We start from the raw sequence: 13785 nt of genomic DNA on the forward strand, positions 1-13785 counted from the left end.
CATGGGGGGCCGCCCCGGGCATTGCCGCGTCCGCGGAGCGCAGGGAGAGTAGACCCATGGGCCGGCTCCTCTACATGAACCTCATGTCCCTCGACGGCTACATCAGCGACCGCGGCGGACGCTTCGACTGGGCCATGCCCGACGAGGAGGTCCACGCCGCGGTCAACGACCTCGCCCGGCCCGTGGGGACCTACCTCTACGGACGCCGGCTGCACGAGGTCATGCGCGTCTGGGACGACCCGGGCTTCGCGGCCGGCGAGCCCGGCGTCGTGCGCGACTTCTCCGAGATCTGGCGCGCCGCGGACAAGATCGTCTACTCCACCACGCTCACGGGCGTCGACACGGCGCGGACCACCCTCGAGCGCCGCTTCGAGCCCGAGGCCGTCCGGCGCCTGAAGGCGCGCACGACGGCGGACCTCGCCATCGGCGGCCCGGGGCTGGCCGCGTCGGGGTTCTCCGCGGGCCTCGTGGACGAGGTGCACCTGTTCGTGGCGCCCGTCGCGGTGGGCGGCGGGACGCCGGCACTGCCGGACGCCCGGATGGACCTCGACCTCACCGCCGAGCGGCGGATCGGGCGCTTCGTGTACCTCTCCTACAGCGTCCGGCAGGCGTCCCGCGAGTAGCCCCCTGACCCCTCCGAACCGGTCACCTGGCGTTCACGAGAACATGATCTAATGCTCTGGTGCCGTGGACGCGGCGCGGTGCGCAGGAGGCAGGGTCAGTCAATGGTGGAAGCGGTCATCCCCGAGGGTCAGTACTGGTTCGTCGGAGCCTTCTACTCGGATCGTGACCCCCAGGACCAGTCCGACCGCTTCGTCTCGGAGGGCATCTGGGAGAACGGCTTCGAGGACCGCTACCTGGACACCGTGAAGTCCATGAAGGTGGGCGACCAGATCGCGCTCAAGTCCACCTACGTGCGCAAGAAGGGCCTCCCGTTCGACCCGCGCGGCCACGCCGTCTCGGTCATGGCGATCAAGGCAGTCGGCGTGATCACGGCGAACCCGGGCGACGGCCGCAAGATCGGCGTCGACTGGAAGCGCCTGGACCGGCCCCGCGAGTGGTACTTCTACACCGGGCGCCACACCATCTGGAAGGTCACCCCGAGCCACTGGATGCGCGAGGCGCTCCTGCGCTTCACCTTCCTGGACGAGCCGCAGGACACCGACCGTTTCCGCAACGATCCGGCGTGGGCCAAGCGCTTCGGCGACCTGGACCCGAAGCCCGAGCAGCGCTTCGAGTGGACGGCGTTCTACGAGGCCATGGCCACCGCGCTCCTGGACTTCCGCGGCCGCCGGGGCGAACTGCTCGCCCACCTGCGCGAGATGCAGGAGCGGCACGAGGAGCTCGGCTTCCTCATGGACCGCGACTGGCGCGACAACCCCGTGCCGCTGAAGGACATCTGCCCCTTCACGGTCATGGGCACGTTCAACCGGGGCACGACCACGGCCAAGCGCACAGAGATCGCGGCGGACTGGGCAGAGTTCCTCGGCGTCACCGTCGCCGCGCCGACGAGCTTCGACGGCATCCCCCTGCTGAACAACCAGAACTCGTGGTTCTTCCCGCCGGCGGGGACGCGGCTGAAGGACGACATCGACAGCCTCTGGGACGTGTTCGAGGCCGCGCTGGCCGTGGCGGACTCGAGCGAGGACCACGAGCGCTTCCGCCTCGCCGCCGCGTACGACCGCGCGCGGGAGATCTACCGGGTCGGCACCAAGCTGACGATGGGCCTGTTCTGGGTCCGGCCCTGGAACTTCCTGCCGCTGGACGGGCGCTCGCGCCAGTACCTCAAGAGCGAGCTCATGCTCGACCAGGACTTCTTCACCGCCGACGGCGCCGCGTACGTCGTGCTGCTGGACACGCTCGCCTCCAAGTTCGAGGACCCGCAGTTCGCGGTCCACTCCTTCCCCGAGCTGTCCTGGACGGCGTACCTCGAGCGGGACGGGCGCCGCGCCCACGCGGAGTCCGACGCCGAGGAGGTCCCAGAGCCCGAGGACGACCCGACACCTGTCTCCCCGCAGGCCAGCTACTCGGTACGGGACATCATCGCCGACGGCTGCTTCCTGGACGAGTCCGCGCTCAACGAGTACCTGTCCCGGTGGCGCTCGAAGAAGAACCTCATCCTCCAGGGCCCTCCGGGCACGGGCAAGACCTGGCTCGCGCGCCGGCTCGCGTACGCGCTCATCGGCACCCGCGACAACAAGTCCGCGCTGCGCGCCACGCAGTTCCACCCGAACTCCAGCTACGAGGACTTCGTGCGCGGCTGGCGCCCCGGCTCGGATGGAAAGCTGACCCTGGTGGACGGCCCGTTCCTCGAGATGGTCGAGCGCGCGAATGCCAACCCGGACGTCCCGCACGTCATGCTCATCGAGGAGATCAACCGCGGCAACCCGGTCCAGGTCTTCGGCGAGCTCCTGACCCTCATCGAGGCCGGCAAGCGCTCGCCCCGCGAGTCCCTCCAGCTGGCCTACCCGCGCACGACCACCGAGAGCGTGTTCGTGCCGAGCAACCTGTACATCATCGGCACGATGAACCTGGCCGACCGCTCCCTGGCGATCATGGACCTCGCGTTCCGCCGCCGCTTCGCCTTCATCTCCCTCGAGCCGAACGTGAACGACGCCTGGGAGTCGTGGATGTCGGCCCGGCATGGCGTCGAGTCGAAGGACCTCGAGCTCGTGCGCCATCGCTTCGAGGCACTCAACACGCGGATCTCCGAGGACCCGACCCTCGGCTCCGAGTTCCGGCTCGGCCACTCCTTCGTCACGCCTCCCGCCGAGGAGCGGGTCTCCTCCTTCGCCGACTGGTTCCGCGGCGTCGTGGACACCGAGATCGTGCCGACGCTCGAGGAGTACTGGTTCGACGACGCGACGAAGGCCGAGGCCGCCTCCGCCGCCCTCCTCGAAGGGCTCGAGTGACGCCGATCCCCCCGGCTGGCGGCGACACCGGCGAGGGTCAGCGACCTGCCGCCGCGCAGGAGACCACGACGGCGGCGGACGGCTCTGTCGTCGTCGCCCGCGGGGTGCGCATCCCCGTGCGCAACGTCTGGCTCCTCCTGCTCTACGCCTCCGAGTTCTACCAGCTGGGGCCCGAGGCGTTCGACGGCATCGAGGAGTACCCGGAGAAGCTCCCGGAGCTGCTCGCCGAAATCCTCGTGGCGAGCACCGAGGCCCGCCTGAAGCGACCGCTCACGCCCTCGTTCGCCAAGACCGCGCGGGACCTCGCCCGGGTCCGCGGCGGCATCGACACCCTGCGCACCGAGAGCCACCAGCTCCTCTCGCGCGGGCTCGTCGCCTGCCGCTTCGAGGAGCTCACCGTGGACACGCCGCGGAACCGGCTCATCCGCACGGCGCTGGACTCGATCGCCCGCCTGTGCAGCGACGAAGAGCTGGCCCGGCGCTGCCTCGGGCAGTCGCTGCGGCTGGCGCACCTCGGCGTCGGCACGCTCGACCTGCGGGCCGGCCAGCGGGACGCCGAGGTGCGGCTCACGCGCAACGACCAGCAGGACCGCTCGGTGCTGCTCGCGGCCAGGCTCGCGCTCCAGCTCCAGCTGCCCTTCGGGCGCACCAACCCCGGGCACGGCCGCGGGGCCCTCGACGAGCGGCAGTTCCGCCACCTCTTCGAGCGCGCCGTCGGCGGCTTCTACTCGGTGCACGGCCGCCCGCGCGGCTGGACGGTGCAGCGGGGGCGGAAGGTCGGCTGGAACGCGGTCGGGGCCACGCCGGGCATGGCCGCCGTCCTGCCGCATATGGTCACTGACGTGTGGATCGACGTTCCTGTGCTGGGACGCCGGCTCATCGTCGACACGAAGTTCACCGCCGCCCTCACCCCCGGGCGGTTCGCGCGCGAGACCCTCAGCTCGGGCCACCTCTACCAGCTCTACACCTACGTCCGCGAGCAGGAATCGGCCGCCGACGCGTCCTCGCTCGGGGCCGGCGGCCTGCTGCTCTACCCCTCGACGGGGGCGCACCTGAACGAGTCGTTCGTGACCGCCGGGCATCGGCTGGGCGCGGCGACCGTGGACCTCTCGGTCGCCTCGGTCGACGTCCGGAACCAGCTCATCGCGGCGGTGGAGCCCTACCTCGGCGCCCGCTGAGGCGGGGCGTCCCCGGGCTTCTCCGCGGCGGACTGCCCGCCCTCTGGGCGCCGGCAGCCGCCGGTGCGAGGATGGGCGCATGGGCGAGGTCACGGACTACCTGGCAACCCTCGACGGGCCCGACGGCGAGGCGGTCAGGCGCGTGTACGCCGTCGCGCGTGCGCTGGCCCCCGAGGCCGAGGAGGGGCGGAGCTACGGCATGGCCGCGCTGCTCCTGCACGGCAAGGGCTACGCGAGCGCGGTCGTGGCCAAGCACCACCTCTCCCTCTTCCCGTTCAGCGGGCAGATCCTGCCCGGCCTCACGGACCGGCTCGGCGGCTTCGACTGGGCCAAGGGCACGCTGCGGTTCAGCGCCGACAACCAGGTCCCCGAGGACCTGCTCCGGACCATCTTCGGCGCGCGGATCTCCGAGATCGAGTCGTCGCTGAAGAAGCGCTGACCGCACTCACCCGGAGGCAGCGGGCCTCTCCCCCGGCGGCCTGCGCCACGTCAGCTCGACCGTGAAGTTCGCCGACGACCCGGCCGCGGCGATCACGCCGCCCACGTCGGCCCGGAGGTCGAGTCCGAACGCGATGGTCACCTCGTCGGGGGGCTCCGCGACGTCGAGCATCTGCCGGACCATGCCCTGGACCGCCGGGCGGACCCGCGCCACCGCCTCCTCGAAGGTCCGCTGCGCCCGGTGGACCACGCCCGACTCGCCCCCGCCGCCGCGGGTGACCGGACCACCCTCCACCACCACGACGACCGGGCCGTCCTCGGACGGGAATTCCACGAGCTGGCTCACGGCAGGGCCTCCTGGAGGTTCCCGCGCCGTCCAGGCTGCGCGGCGGTCAGGTCCCACACGGCGAACGCGCCGTCGTCCTGGAGCGTGACGAGCCTCGAGCAGTCGCCGGCGAGCGCAAGAGCGAAGGGACGCCGGTGGCAGGTGGCGTCCACGTGCACCCTCCCGGAGTCCGGGTCCAGGACGAGGAGCCGGCCGTCGAGGCACCCCGTAGCGAGCTGGGTGCCGCCCGCGTTGAAGGCGAGGTGGCGCACCGGGCCGCTGCGCACGACGTCGAGCCGCGGCACCGGCCCCGCGAGGCTCCACACGCACAGGCCGACGTCCTCCGACCCGGCCGCGACCCGTTTCGCCTCCCGGCTGACGGCGAGGACGCGGACCTGGCCGGGCGCCTGGACCAGCGCGACGGTTCGGCCGGCCTCGTCGAACACCCGGATCCCCCCGTGGTGGTCCGCCTCGGCGAGCCACGCGCCGTCGGCGCTGAGCGCGACCGCGTCGGTCGCGTCGCTCCGGCGGGTTCGCCGGGCCGTGCGGCCCCGCTCCGCCGTCTCCACGTTCCACGTGCTGACCAGCGTGGTCCGGGCGTCCTCCGAGAGGCACTCGCGCGAGGCGACGACGAGGCGGGAGCCCGAGGAGAAGGCCAGGGCGTCCACCGAGGACCCCGTGGAGGCGGACATCGCCTGGACGCCCGAGCGCACGTCCCACACGCACAGCGACCCGAACCAGGAGCCCGCCGCGACCAGCCGGCCGCCCGGGTTCAGGGCCACCCGCGAAAAGTCCCGCCCGTCCTCCGTCCGCAGCTCGCGCACGACGGCGCCGCTCGCCGCGTCCAGCAGCGTCACCCCCTCGCGCCGCCCCACCGCGACGAGCGATCCGTCGGCCGAGATGGCGAGCCCGTCGGCGTCGTCGCCGGTGCGCGCGACCCGCGAGGGGGCTGCCAGGGAGAGCGCGGGAGCCGGAGCCGGCGTCCCGGTGGGATGCGGCGCCGCGGCAGCTGGTTCCGGCGCGTGCTGCCGTTCGGGCTGTTCTTCCTGCGCGGGCGCGGTGTGCGCTTCCTCCGCGGGCTCCCTGGGTGCGGGCGCGGGCCCCGGCGGGATCCGCGGCAGGTCCGGAGCCGTGGCGGGCCGGGAGGTCCGGCGCGGGCGCTTGGCGAACGTGAACAGCTCGGTGGCGCCGCCGCGCACGCACAGGACGGGGGTGACCCATTCGAGGCTCGTGTCAGAGCGGCCCCTGATGGCAATGCGCCCGTTGCGGGTCGCCTCGTCGACCGCCCGGCCGGCCGCGAGCGCCTTGTAGAAGCCGCGTGAGAAGGCGATGGCGCCGTCGTCGGAGACCGAGAACTGCATGGCCACCACGGCACTGATGCCTCCGCGGACGAGCGCCGCGGACGTGCTGGAGAACAGGTCCTCGTCGCCGGACCTCCCCGAGTTGCAGGAGTTGAGGAAGACAAGTCGCGGGGTCGGGGCCGCAGTGCTGAGCAGGTCGACGAGCTGGTCCGCCGTGACGCGGTGGGGACGCCCGCCCGGACCGTTGAAGATGACGAGTCCGGACTCGCTCGACGCGTCGTAGTCCCCATGGCCGATGAAGTGCACGACATGCCACGGCCCGGCGAGCAGCAGGTCGTGGATCTCGTCCCACGTGGCCTCCTCGGTCCAGACCAGCTCGATCTGCGCCGCCTCGACGTGCTCGGCTAGGGCTGCCGAGAGGTGCTCCTTCTCGGCCTCGACGTCCAGCTGCGGGAGCCCCCTCGGCGAGGCGACGATCCCCAGAATGCGAAGGGGCGGAGTGATGCGCAGCGGCTTCGGGTGGTAGTCCTCGGCGGGGATGGTCCGCAGGAGCGGCTCGGAGCGGCAGACGTAGGCGCCGACGCCCGAGTCGTACATCAGCTCCCACGGCAGCGCGGCGAGCTGGGGCGCGGCGAAGCTGAGGACGACGCGCAGTCGCTCGCCGGAGTCGGCAGCCGCCGCGAGGCTTGCCCGGTACGTGCCGTAGACATCGCGCGGGAAGGCGGCGGCGAAGAGGTCGCTGCCCATGCCGCGCAGGATCTGCTCGGACCGCGGAAGGACCCGGCGCGTCGGGACGGAGGAGGCCAGGACCGTCGACTCGACGTCGCGCAGCTGCTCCTGGATCCCTTCGACATCGAGGTCGAGGCTCCCCTGGGTCCGGCCTCCCGCCGGAGCGCTCAGGACGCGCACGGAGTACTGCCCGGAAAGGCCCGCTTCCCTGAGCTCGAGGCACATATCGACGCTCATGCCCGCTCCCGCACACACACGCGACTCTGCTGGCGCGCGATACGTCAAGCATGGACTGCGCCCGAGGCCTCCACAAGGGACCAACGGCCTTTTGTCCAACGGAATGAAGAACTCGTGCGTCTGCCCGCCGCAACCCTATCCATAGTTCTTTGTACGCGTTACGCTCGAATCGAGTTCGGTGTTCGGCCTGGGGGTGGGCAATGGTTGCCGGGACGGTGACCGCCAGCGGGTTCCTGGCGGCGCTGGAAGCTCTGAGTTCCGATGTCGAGCTCAGGAAGTACAAGCGTGCGTTCCCGCTGGCCCGGAGCGGTCAGGACCGCTTCCTCGGGGTGCGCATGGGAAGCGTCTTCGAACTCGCGCAGGCGTCCGCGGACATGCCCCTTCGGGAGGTCGAGCTCCTGCTCGAGAGCCCGTGGCACGAGGCCCGCGCCGGGGCGGTGAGCATCATGGACTTCCAGGCGCGGCGGCGCACCACGTCCCCGGAGCGCAGGAGGGAGCTCTACGAGCTCTACCTCCGTAGGCACGACCGCATCAACTCGTGGGACCTCGTGGACCGGGCCGCGATCCACGTCGTCGGCGGGTATCTCGCGGACAGGTCCCGCGACCCGCTCTACGCGCTCGCCCGCTCCGAGGCTCCCCACGAACGCCGCACCGCCATCGTCTCGACCATGTACTTCCTCGGAGCGGGAGAGACGACGGACCTGTTCGCAATCGCCCAGATCCTTGCGCAGGACCCGGACGAGTCGGTGCAGAAGGCCACGGGGTGGGCCCTGCGGACGGCGGGGACCCCGGCGCTCGAGGACTTCCTTGATTCCTGGGCCCCGAGGATGGCGCGCACCGCGCTCCGCTACGCGGTCGAGAAGCTGCCCAAGGGCGCCAGGGAACGGTACCTCAAGGCGTCGTAGCCCGGGGCTCTCCCCGGCCCGGTCAGGCCGCCCTGTCAGGCCGCCCGGCAGGCCGCCAGCAGCTCCCCCGCCTTGTCGTGCTCTGCCTGCGTCATCCACAGGCCGTACTCCGCCTTCACGGCGACGACCGCCACGGCATACTCGCAGCGGAAGGACTTGTTCGGGGGCAGCCAGGTGGCGAGGTCGCCGTCGCCCTTCTCCTGGTTCGCAGGGCCGTCGGCTGCCCTGAGGTTGGCCGGGTCGTTGGCGAACGCGAGGCGCTTCTGGGCCGGCCACTGCTGGGCGCCCTTCTGCCAGGCGTCCGAGAGCGGCACGACGTGGTCGATCTGGACGTCCGCCGAGCGCTCCCCGCGCTGGAACTCGATGTCCCGGCCCGTGTAGGGGTCGTGCAGCGTCCCGGAGAGCACCGTGCAGTCGCGCGTCCCGGGCTTGAACGTGGGAGCCACGAGGTCGCGCGCGAGGATGTCGTTCCTCGTGTCGCAGCCGTTGCGGTCGGTGTCGGCCCAGGCCTGCCCGAACTGCTCGCGCGTGTACCCGGTCTTGGGCGCGCGTCCCTTCACCGGGATCTGGGCGAGCGCTGTCTTCGCCGACTCGAGCTGCGCCGACGGGACGCTGCCGACCTGCTGCTGCACCCAGGGAGCCGGCGAGGACACGCCGGGGACCTCGACGAGGCCCACGAGCCAGGCGAGCACGGCGAAGGCCGCGGCAGCCAGCGCCGCGGAACCGGCGACCCCCGAACGGCGCCTCGGGCGCGGCGCGGCCTTGGACTGTCGTTGCAGCATGCTTCCCCCTGATGACGGCGTCTGGTTCGACCCTAGGGGAGGCCGCCGACAATCCTGCACGCGCCTTTGCCCCATGTGGACAGAGAACGGGGTGGACAGAGAACGGGCCGGGGCTGCCCGTGCAGCCCCGGCCCGTCGCCGTCGCGACTCCCGGTCAGGAGAAGGCGATGTCCTTGGTGGAGTGGTCGTACGCGATGGTGACCGGGCCGCCGTCGTGCGCGAGCTCGTGGTTCGCGCCGTTGAACGCGCCGAACGCGCCGTAGTTCTCGTCCCACGAGCGGTTGATCGCGATCTTGAAGGCGTAGTGGCCGGCCGGGAGGTCCACCCTGCGGACCCAGACACGCGAGGACGCGTCGAGGCCCATCTGGACCTCGTCGGGCTGGGGCGTCCAGTCCTCCTCGGCGCCGAGGTGCTTGGCGAAGTCGCCGGCGATCGCAACGGCGTGGGGCTGGTCGAGATCGGCGATGGCGACGGCTTCGGCCTCGTGCGCCGCCTCGGAGATCTCCTCGACAGCCGGCAGGGCCTGCGGGGTCACGAGCTCGGTGTCCGCCTTCGCGGCGGCCTTCGCGGTCGCCTTGCGGACACGCTTCTTCGGGGCCGGGGGCGCGGTGGGCACGGGGACGTCCGCCGGGACCGGCGTCCCGGCGGCGAGGGCCTCAGCGAGGGCCGTCGCGGTGGGGAAGGCGACCGTTGCCCGCAGGCCGTCCTCGGTGATGGACCAGCCGCTGCGGCCCTTGACCATCCACCCGGCCTTGACCAGCTTCGCCGTCGCCGCGGTCAGCGCCTTGTGGCCCCGCGGGATGCCGCCCGAGAGGAGGAAGGCCTCGTGCTCGTCGAACGGAACGGCCTCGACCGCGCCGGCCAGGACGGCGCGCGCGTCGACGGTCTCGTCAGCCCATGCTGCCTCCGCCAGGCCGTCGAGTACGGCCTTGAGCCGGAGATCGAGCTTCTCTACCGCGTTCGCGTTCCTCGCCATTGCTACCTCTCATTGCTTCGCATCCATCAGGTGCGGTCCCCTGCGAGCCTACCGCGGGCACCGCTTCCCATGCTGTCTCGTTACTGGCCGGTCGCCATGCAGGTGACCGAGTGTGACGTGCCGTACACCCACGCCTCCCACCACCCTGCCGTGGTTTGGTTTCCTGCGGGTTACGGCCACACGACAGACTGGTCGCGGACCCCGCCGTCGCCCCTCGGGAAATGTCGGAGGGCTGTGCTGTGCTGGACCCATGTTCTTCCTCGAGGGCGCCTTCGTCTTCTCGGCCTCGGACATCGTCACCGCCTCGGAGTGCGAGTTCGCGCTCCTGCGGCAGCTCGACGAGAAGCTCGGCCGCGCCCCCGTGCTCAGCGTCGAGGACCCGATGCGGGAACGGGCAGCCCGGCTGGGCGACGTCCACGAGCAGAACGTCCTCCAAGCCTACAGGGAGCGCTACGGCCTCTGGGCGCCGGGCCGCGGGGGCGGGGTCGCGGAGATCGAGCAGGCGTCCGCGATGACGTGGCAGGCCCTCGCCGCCAAGCACGCGGAGTCGATGGCGGCGCTCGAGGGAGGCGCCGACGTCGTGTTCTAGGCCAGCTTCTTCGACGGCGAGTTCCACGGCCGCGCCGACTTCATCGTCCGCACGCGGCAAGGGGACTACGCGGTGCAGGACTCCAAGCTCGCGCGCCGCGCGAAGGCCACGGCCCTGCTGCAGCTCGCGGCCTACGGCGACCAGCTCGTCCGGGCCGGGCACCGTCCCGCCGATGAGGCCACCCTGATCCTCGGCACGGGCGAACACCAGTCGTTCAGCCTCACGGACCTCATGCCCGCCTTCCGGGAGCGGCGCGCGCGGCTCCGCGACCTCGCCGCCGCCCACCTCTCGCAGGAGTCCGCCGCGGGGTGGGACGAGCCCGGCGTGCACGCCTGCGGCCGGTGCGACTACTGCTCCGTCCAGGTCCAGGAACGCCGGGACCTCTTCCTGACCGCCGGGATGTCCGCCCCACGCCGGCGGGCACTGCGGGAGCTGGGTGTCCGCACGATCGACGGGCTCGCGGCGCTCGACCCCCCGGCGGGGGACGCGACGCTCGCGCGGCTCGTCGCGCGGCGCGGCTGCAGACAGGCGCGGCGACCGGCGACGGCGGGGCGCTCGCCCCCGCGCACGGAGACTCCCCCGAGCACTGGGTCGCCTACGAGGTGCTCCCGGACCACCGGCTCGGTGCCATCCCGCCGCCATCCCCCGGAGACGTCTTCTTCGACTTCGAGGGCGACCCGCTCTGGTTCGACAGGACGTCGCGGACGTGGGGCCTGGAGTACCTGTTCGGCATCGTCGAGGCGCCCGGACCCGGTGCCGCCGCGGAGTACCGGGCCTTCACCGCGCACACGCTGTCCGAGGAGCGGCAGGCCCTCATCGACTTCGTCGACTACATCCAGCGGCGCCGGGGGCAGCACCCCGGCCTGCACGTCTACCACTACGCCGCGTACGAGAAGGCGGCCCTGCGCAAGCTCTCGGTGCGCCACGGCGTGTGCGAGGCCGAGATCGACTCCTGGCTGCGTGAAGGCCTGCTCGTGGACCTCTACCAGTCCGTCCGGCAGGGGATCCGGATCTCGGAGCGCTCCTACTCCATCAAGAAGCTGGAGCCGCTGTACATGGGCGGGGACCTGCGGACCGCCGAGCTGCAGGGCGGCGCCGCCTCGGTGGAGATGTACGCGCGGTTCACGGCCGCCCGCGAGAGCGGGGACCGGGCCGAGGCGGAGAGGGTCATGGACGCGATCCTCGAGTACAACCGCGACGACTGCGTCTCCACCCTGCGGCTGTGCGAGTGGCTGCGCGCACTCGCCGCCGCCCATCCCTCCACCACGCGGATTCCGGCGCGCGAGCGGCCCGCTCCCCCTCCGCCGGAACCCGTGGACGCCGCCGAGGCGGAGCTTGCAGCGTTCGTTGCGCGGCGGCGCGCAGCCCGCGCTGAGGGCGGAGCGGGTCCCGCTCGCGAGGCTGCGGACGACGACGCCCTCGGGCTCCTGGCCGCCGCCGTGCGCTACCACCCCCGCGAGCGCAAGGCGTACTGGTGGGCGCACTTCGACCGGCTCGAGAGGCCCCTCGCGTCGCTCGAGTCCGTGCGCGACGCGTTCCTCGTGGACCGGGTCGAGATCCTCCGGGACTGGGAGCCCGACGGGCGCAGCCACGCCCGCACCCTGCGCCTCATCGGGCTCGCCACCCCCGGCTCGGACTTCCGCGAGGGCAGCACCTGGTTCCGGGAGTTCGAGCCGCCCCTGCCGGAGGGGCTCGCCGCGACCGATGCCCTGGGGCTCGGCCGCAACGGGCTGTTCGGCACGAGGGTCCTGGGCGTGGGCATGGAGGACGGCGAGGACGTGCTCCAGGTGCTCGAGAGGTCCACCGCGAAGGTGCCGCCGTACCCGAACCTGCCGGTCGCGCTCACGGAGGATGCGCCGGTCAGGACAGCATCCATCGAGGCCGCGCAGCGTGAGGTGGCCCGCGCGGCCGCAGACGCGCTGCCCGGCATGCTCGCCCAGCCGGCGGTCGACCTCCTGCGACGCGTCCCGCCCCGGACTGTGGGCGGGGTGCCGCTGCCGGCACCGGCACCGTCTGCCGATGGCCTGGCGGAGTCCATCGAGGCGGCGCTCCGGTCCCTCGACCGCTCCTATCTGGCCGTCCAGGGGCCGCCAGGGAGCGGCAAGACCCATCTGGGCGGCCGGGTGATCGCCCGGCTCGTCTCCTCAGGATGGAAGGTCGGGGTGGTCGGCAGCTCGCATGCCGTCGTGGAGAACCTGCTCGTGCGCGTCGTGGGCGCCGGCGTCCCCCCAGAGCGCGTCGCGAAGAAGGCCAATCCACGGCCCGGGCCGTCGGCTTCACCCGCTGCGTGGCCCGAGGAGAACCAGCGGGAGGGTTCGGTCGCCGCACTCGTGTCCGCGCCCGGCGGCTGCCTGGTGGGCGGCACGGCCTGGCAGTTGACGGGTCCCGAAGTCCCGGCCGATTCGCTCGATCTGGTCGTCGTGGACGAGGCGGGCCAGTTCTCCCTCGCCGACACCGTCGCCGTGAGCCGGGCGGCGCCGCGCCTGCTCCTCCTCGGCGACCCGCAGCAGCTCCCGCAGGTCAGCCAGGGCCAGCACCCGGAACCGGTCAATGAATCCGCCCTCGGCTGGCTCGCCGCCGGTGCCCGGGTCCTCCCGGCCGCGTTCGGGTACTTCCTTCCGGAGTCCTGGCGGATGGCACCGCCGCTGTGCGCCGCCGTCTCCCGGCTCTCCTACGCCGCGCGGCTGCACTCCGCGCCCATTGCCGCGGCGCGCCGTCTGGACGGAGCGGCCGCGGGAGTCGAGACGGTCATGGTCGACCACGCAGACGACCGGGCGCATGAGCCGAGTATCCCAGACCGCAGCGTCAATTCCGCGTGCCGGCGGCGAAGATTCCCGTGCCGACGTACGGAGCCAGCCGCTCCCGCTGGTCCGGGGTGAGCCGCATGAGACGCCCGGAGGACTCCTCGACGAAGGCGAGCTGCGTCGTCGCACGCACGCACTCGTGGCCGTCGACAGGGTCGCGCACCACGTAGTCGAGAGTGAGGGCGGCCGCCTTGAGCCCGCTGACCCACACGTCGACCTCCGCGGGGACATTGCGGTAGTCGAGGGGCCTGAGGTACCGGACGCGGTGCTCGACGACGAGCGCGAGCGTCCCGTCCGGCACCGCGGAGAAGAGCGGCACGAGGGGCTCCACCCCGGCGGCGCCTGTGCCCCCGGGAGGGCCGAACGCAGCGATGCGGGCCTCCTCGAGCATGCGGATGATCTCGACATTGTTGATGTGCCCGTACGCGTCCATGTCGCCCCAGCGCATGGGGACCGTGACGCGGAGCCGCTCGCCGCCGTCGTGCGTCGTCACGTCCCCGCCGCCCGCGGGCCGCGCCGCGCTCTCACTGCTCACCCCACCGGTCTACCACAGCCGATCCCGGGGGCCGGGACAGGCATGACCGCGCGGTCAGGACCGCGCGGTCAGGA

General features: G+C 72.4%; 12 protein-coding genes. 7 read left to right on the plus strand and 5 right to left on the minus strand.

From position 1 onward, the window contains the following. Positions 1 to 56 precede the first annotated feature (56 nt). The 4 genes from ACQ5BE_RS15000 to ACQ5BE_RS15015 all read left to right on the plus strand — a co-directional run bounded on the left by ACQ5BE_RS15000 (position 57) and on the right by ACQ5BE_RS15015 (position 4529). Entirely contained in the window at positions 57 to 623 is a 567-nt protein-coding gene (locus ACQ5BE_RS15000; protein WP_430297809.1) for a dihydrofolate reductase family protein, read from the plus strand. A gap of 102 nt (positions 624 to 725) precedes the next feature. Beyond that, on the plus strand, positions 726 to 2912 hold the full coding sequence (locus ACQ5BE_RS15005) for an McrB family protein (protein WP_430297810.1): 2187 nt from the start codon (positions 726 to 728) through the stop codon (positions 2910 to 2912). Next, on the plus strand, positions 2909 to 4090 hold the full coding sequence (locus ACQ5BE_RS15010) for a 5-methylcytosine restriction system specificity protein McrC (protein WP_430297811.1): 1182 nt from the start codon (positions 2909 to 2911) through the stop codon (positions 4088 to 4090). Before ACQ5BE_RS15005 ends, ACQ5BE_RS15010 begins: the two co-directional genes overlap by 4 nt. Before the next feature lie 79 nt (positions 4091 to 4169). Next, positions 4170 to 4529 (plus strand): iron chaperone, encoded by a 360-nt coding sequence (locus ACQ5BE_RS15015; protein ID WP_430297812.1) that lies wholly within the window; start codon positions 4170 to 4172, stop codon positions 4527 to 4529. Between the two features lie 6 nt (positions 4530 to 4535). On the opposite strand, the gene ACQ5BE_RS15020 is transcribed toward ACQ5BE_RS15015, so the two are convergent. Both ACQ5BE_RS15020 and ACQ5BE_RS15025 read right to left on the minus strand, forming a co-directional pair. Continuing rightward, positions 4536 to 4874 (minus strand): CU044_2847 family protein, encoded by a 339-nt coding sequence (locus ACQ5BE_RS15020; protein ID WP_430297813.1) that lies wholly within the window; start codon positions 4872 to 4874, stop codon positions 4536 to 4538. Then, a complete protein-coding gene (locus ACQ5BE_RS15025; RefSeq protein ID WP_430297814.1) occupies positions 4871 to 7120 on the minus strand; it encodes a CHAT domain-containing WD40 repeat protein in 2250 nt (749 codons plus the stop codon). The genes ACQ5BE_RS15020 and ACQ5BE_RS15025 overlap by 4 nt, the downstream gene beginning before the upstream one ends. A 200-nt stretch (positions 7121 to 7320) precedes the next feature. On the opposite strand from ACQ5BE_RS15025, the gene ACQ5BE_RS15030 reads away from it, so the two are divergent. Then, on the plus strand, positions 7321 to 8025 hold the full coding sequence (locus ACQ5BE_RS15030; RefSeq protein ID WP_430297815.1) for a DNA alkylation repair protein: 705 nt from the start codon (positions 7321 to 7323) through the stop codon (positions 8023 to 8025). 35 nt (positions 8026 to 8060) lie between these two features. Here ACQ5BE_RS15030 and ACQ5BE_RS15035 read toward each other — a convergent pair whose 3' ends face one another. Together ACQ5BE_RS15035 and ACQ5BE_RS15040 are read right to left on the minus strand one after the other, a co-directional pair. Beyond that, positions 8061 to 8807, minus strand: a complete 747-nt coding sequence (locus tag ACQ5BE_RS15035; protein ID WP_430297816.1) for an HNH endonuclease family protein — start codon at positions 8805 to 8807, stop codon at positions 8061 to 8063. 154 nt (positions 8808 to 8961) lie between these two features. Next, a complete protein-coding gene (locus ACQ5BE_RS15040) occupies positions 8962 to 9783 on the minus strand; it encodes a glycosidase (protein ID WP_430297817.1) in 822 nt (273 codons plus the stop codon). Positions 9784 to 10033: 250 nt separating this feature from the next. On the opposite strand from ACQ5BE_RS15040, the gene ACQ5BE_RS15045 reads away from it, so the two are divergent. Then, positions 10034 to 10372, plus strand: a complete 339-nt coding sequence (locus ACQ5BE_RS15045) for a hypothetical protein (protein WP_430297818.1) — start codon at positions 10034 to 10036, stop codon at positions 10370 to 10372. A 602-nt stretch (positions 10373 to 10974) separates the two neighbouring features. Continuing rightward, the gene (locus tag ACQ5BE_RS15050) at positions 10975 to 13251 is read left to right on the plus strand and encodes a TM0106 family RecB-like putative nuclease (RefSeq protein WP_430297819.1); all 2277 of its coding nucleotides are present in this window, start codon (positions 10975 to 10977) and stop codon (positions 13249 to 13251) included. On the opposite strand, the gene ACQ5BE_RS15055 is transcribed toward ACQ5BE_RS15050, so the two are convergent. Further along, positions 13178 to 13624 carry an acyl-CoA thioesterase gene (locus ACQ5BE_RS15055; RefSeq protein WP_344299774.1) on the minus strand — a complete coding sequence of 149 codons (447 nt, stop codon included), beginning with the start codon at positions 13622 to 13624 and terminating at the stop codon, positions 13178 to 13180. The genes ACQ5BE_RS15050 and ACQ5BE_RS15055 overlap by 74 nt on opposite strands. Positions 13625 to 13785 lie beyond the last annotated feature (161 nt).

Source organism: Sinomonas sp. B1-1 (assembly GCF_050474465.1).
GTDB lineage: Bacteria > Actinomycetota > Actinomycetes > Actinomycetales > Micrococcaceae > Sinomonas > Sinomonas flava.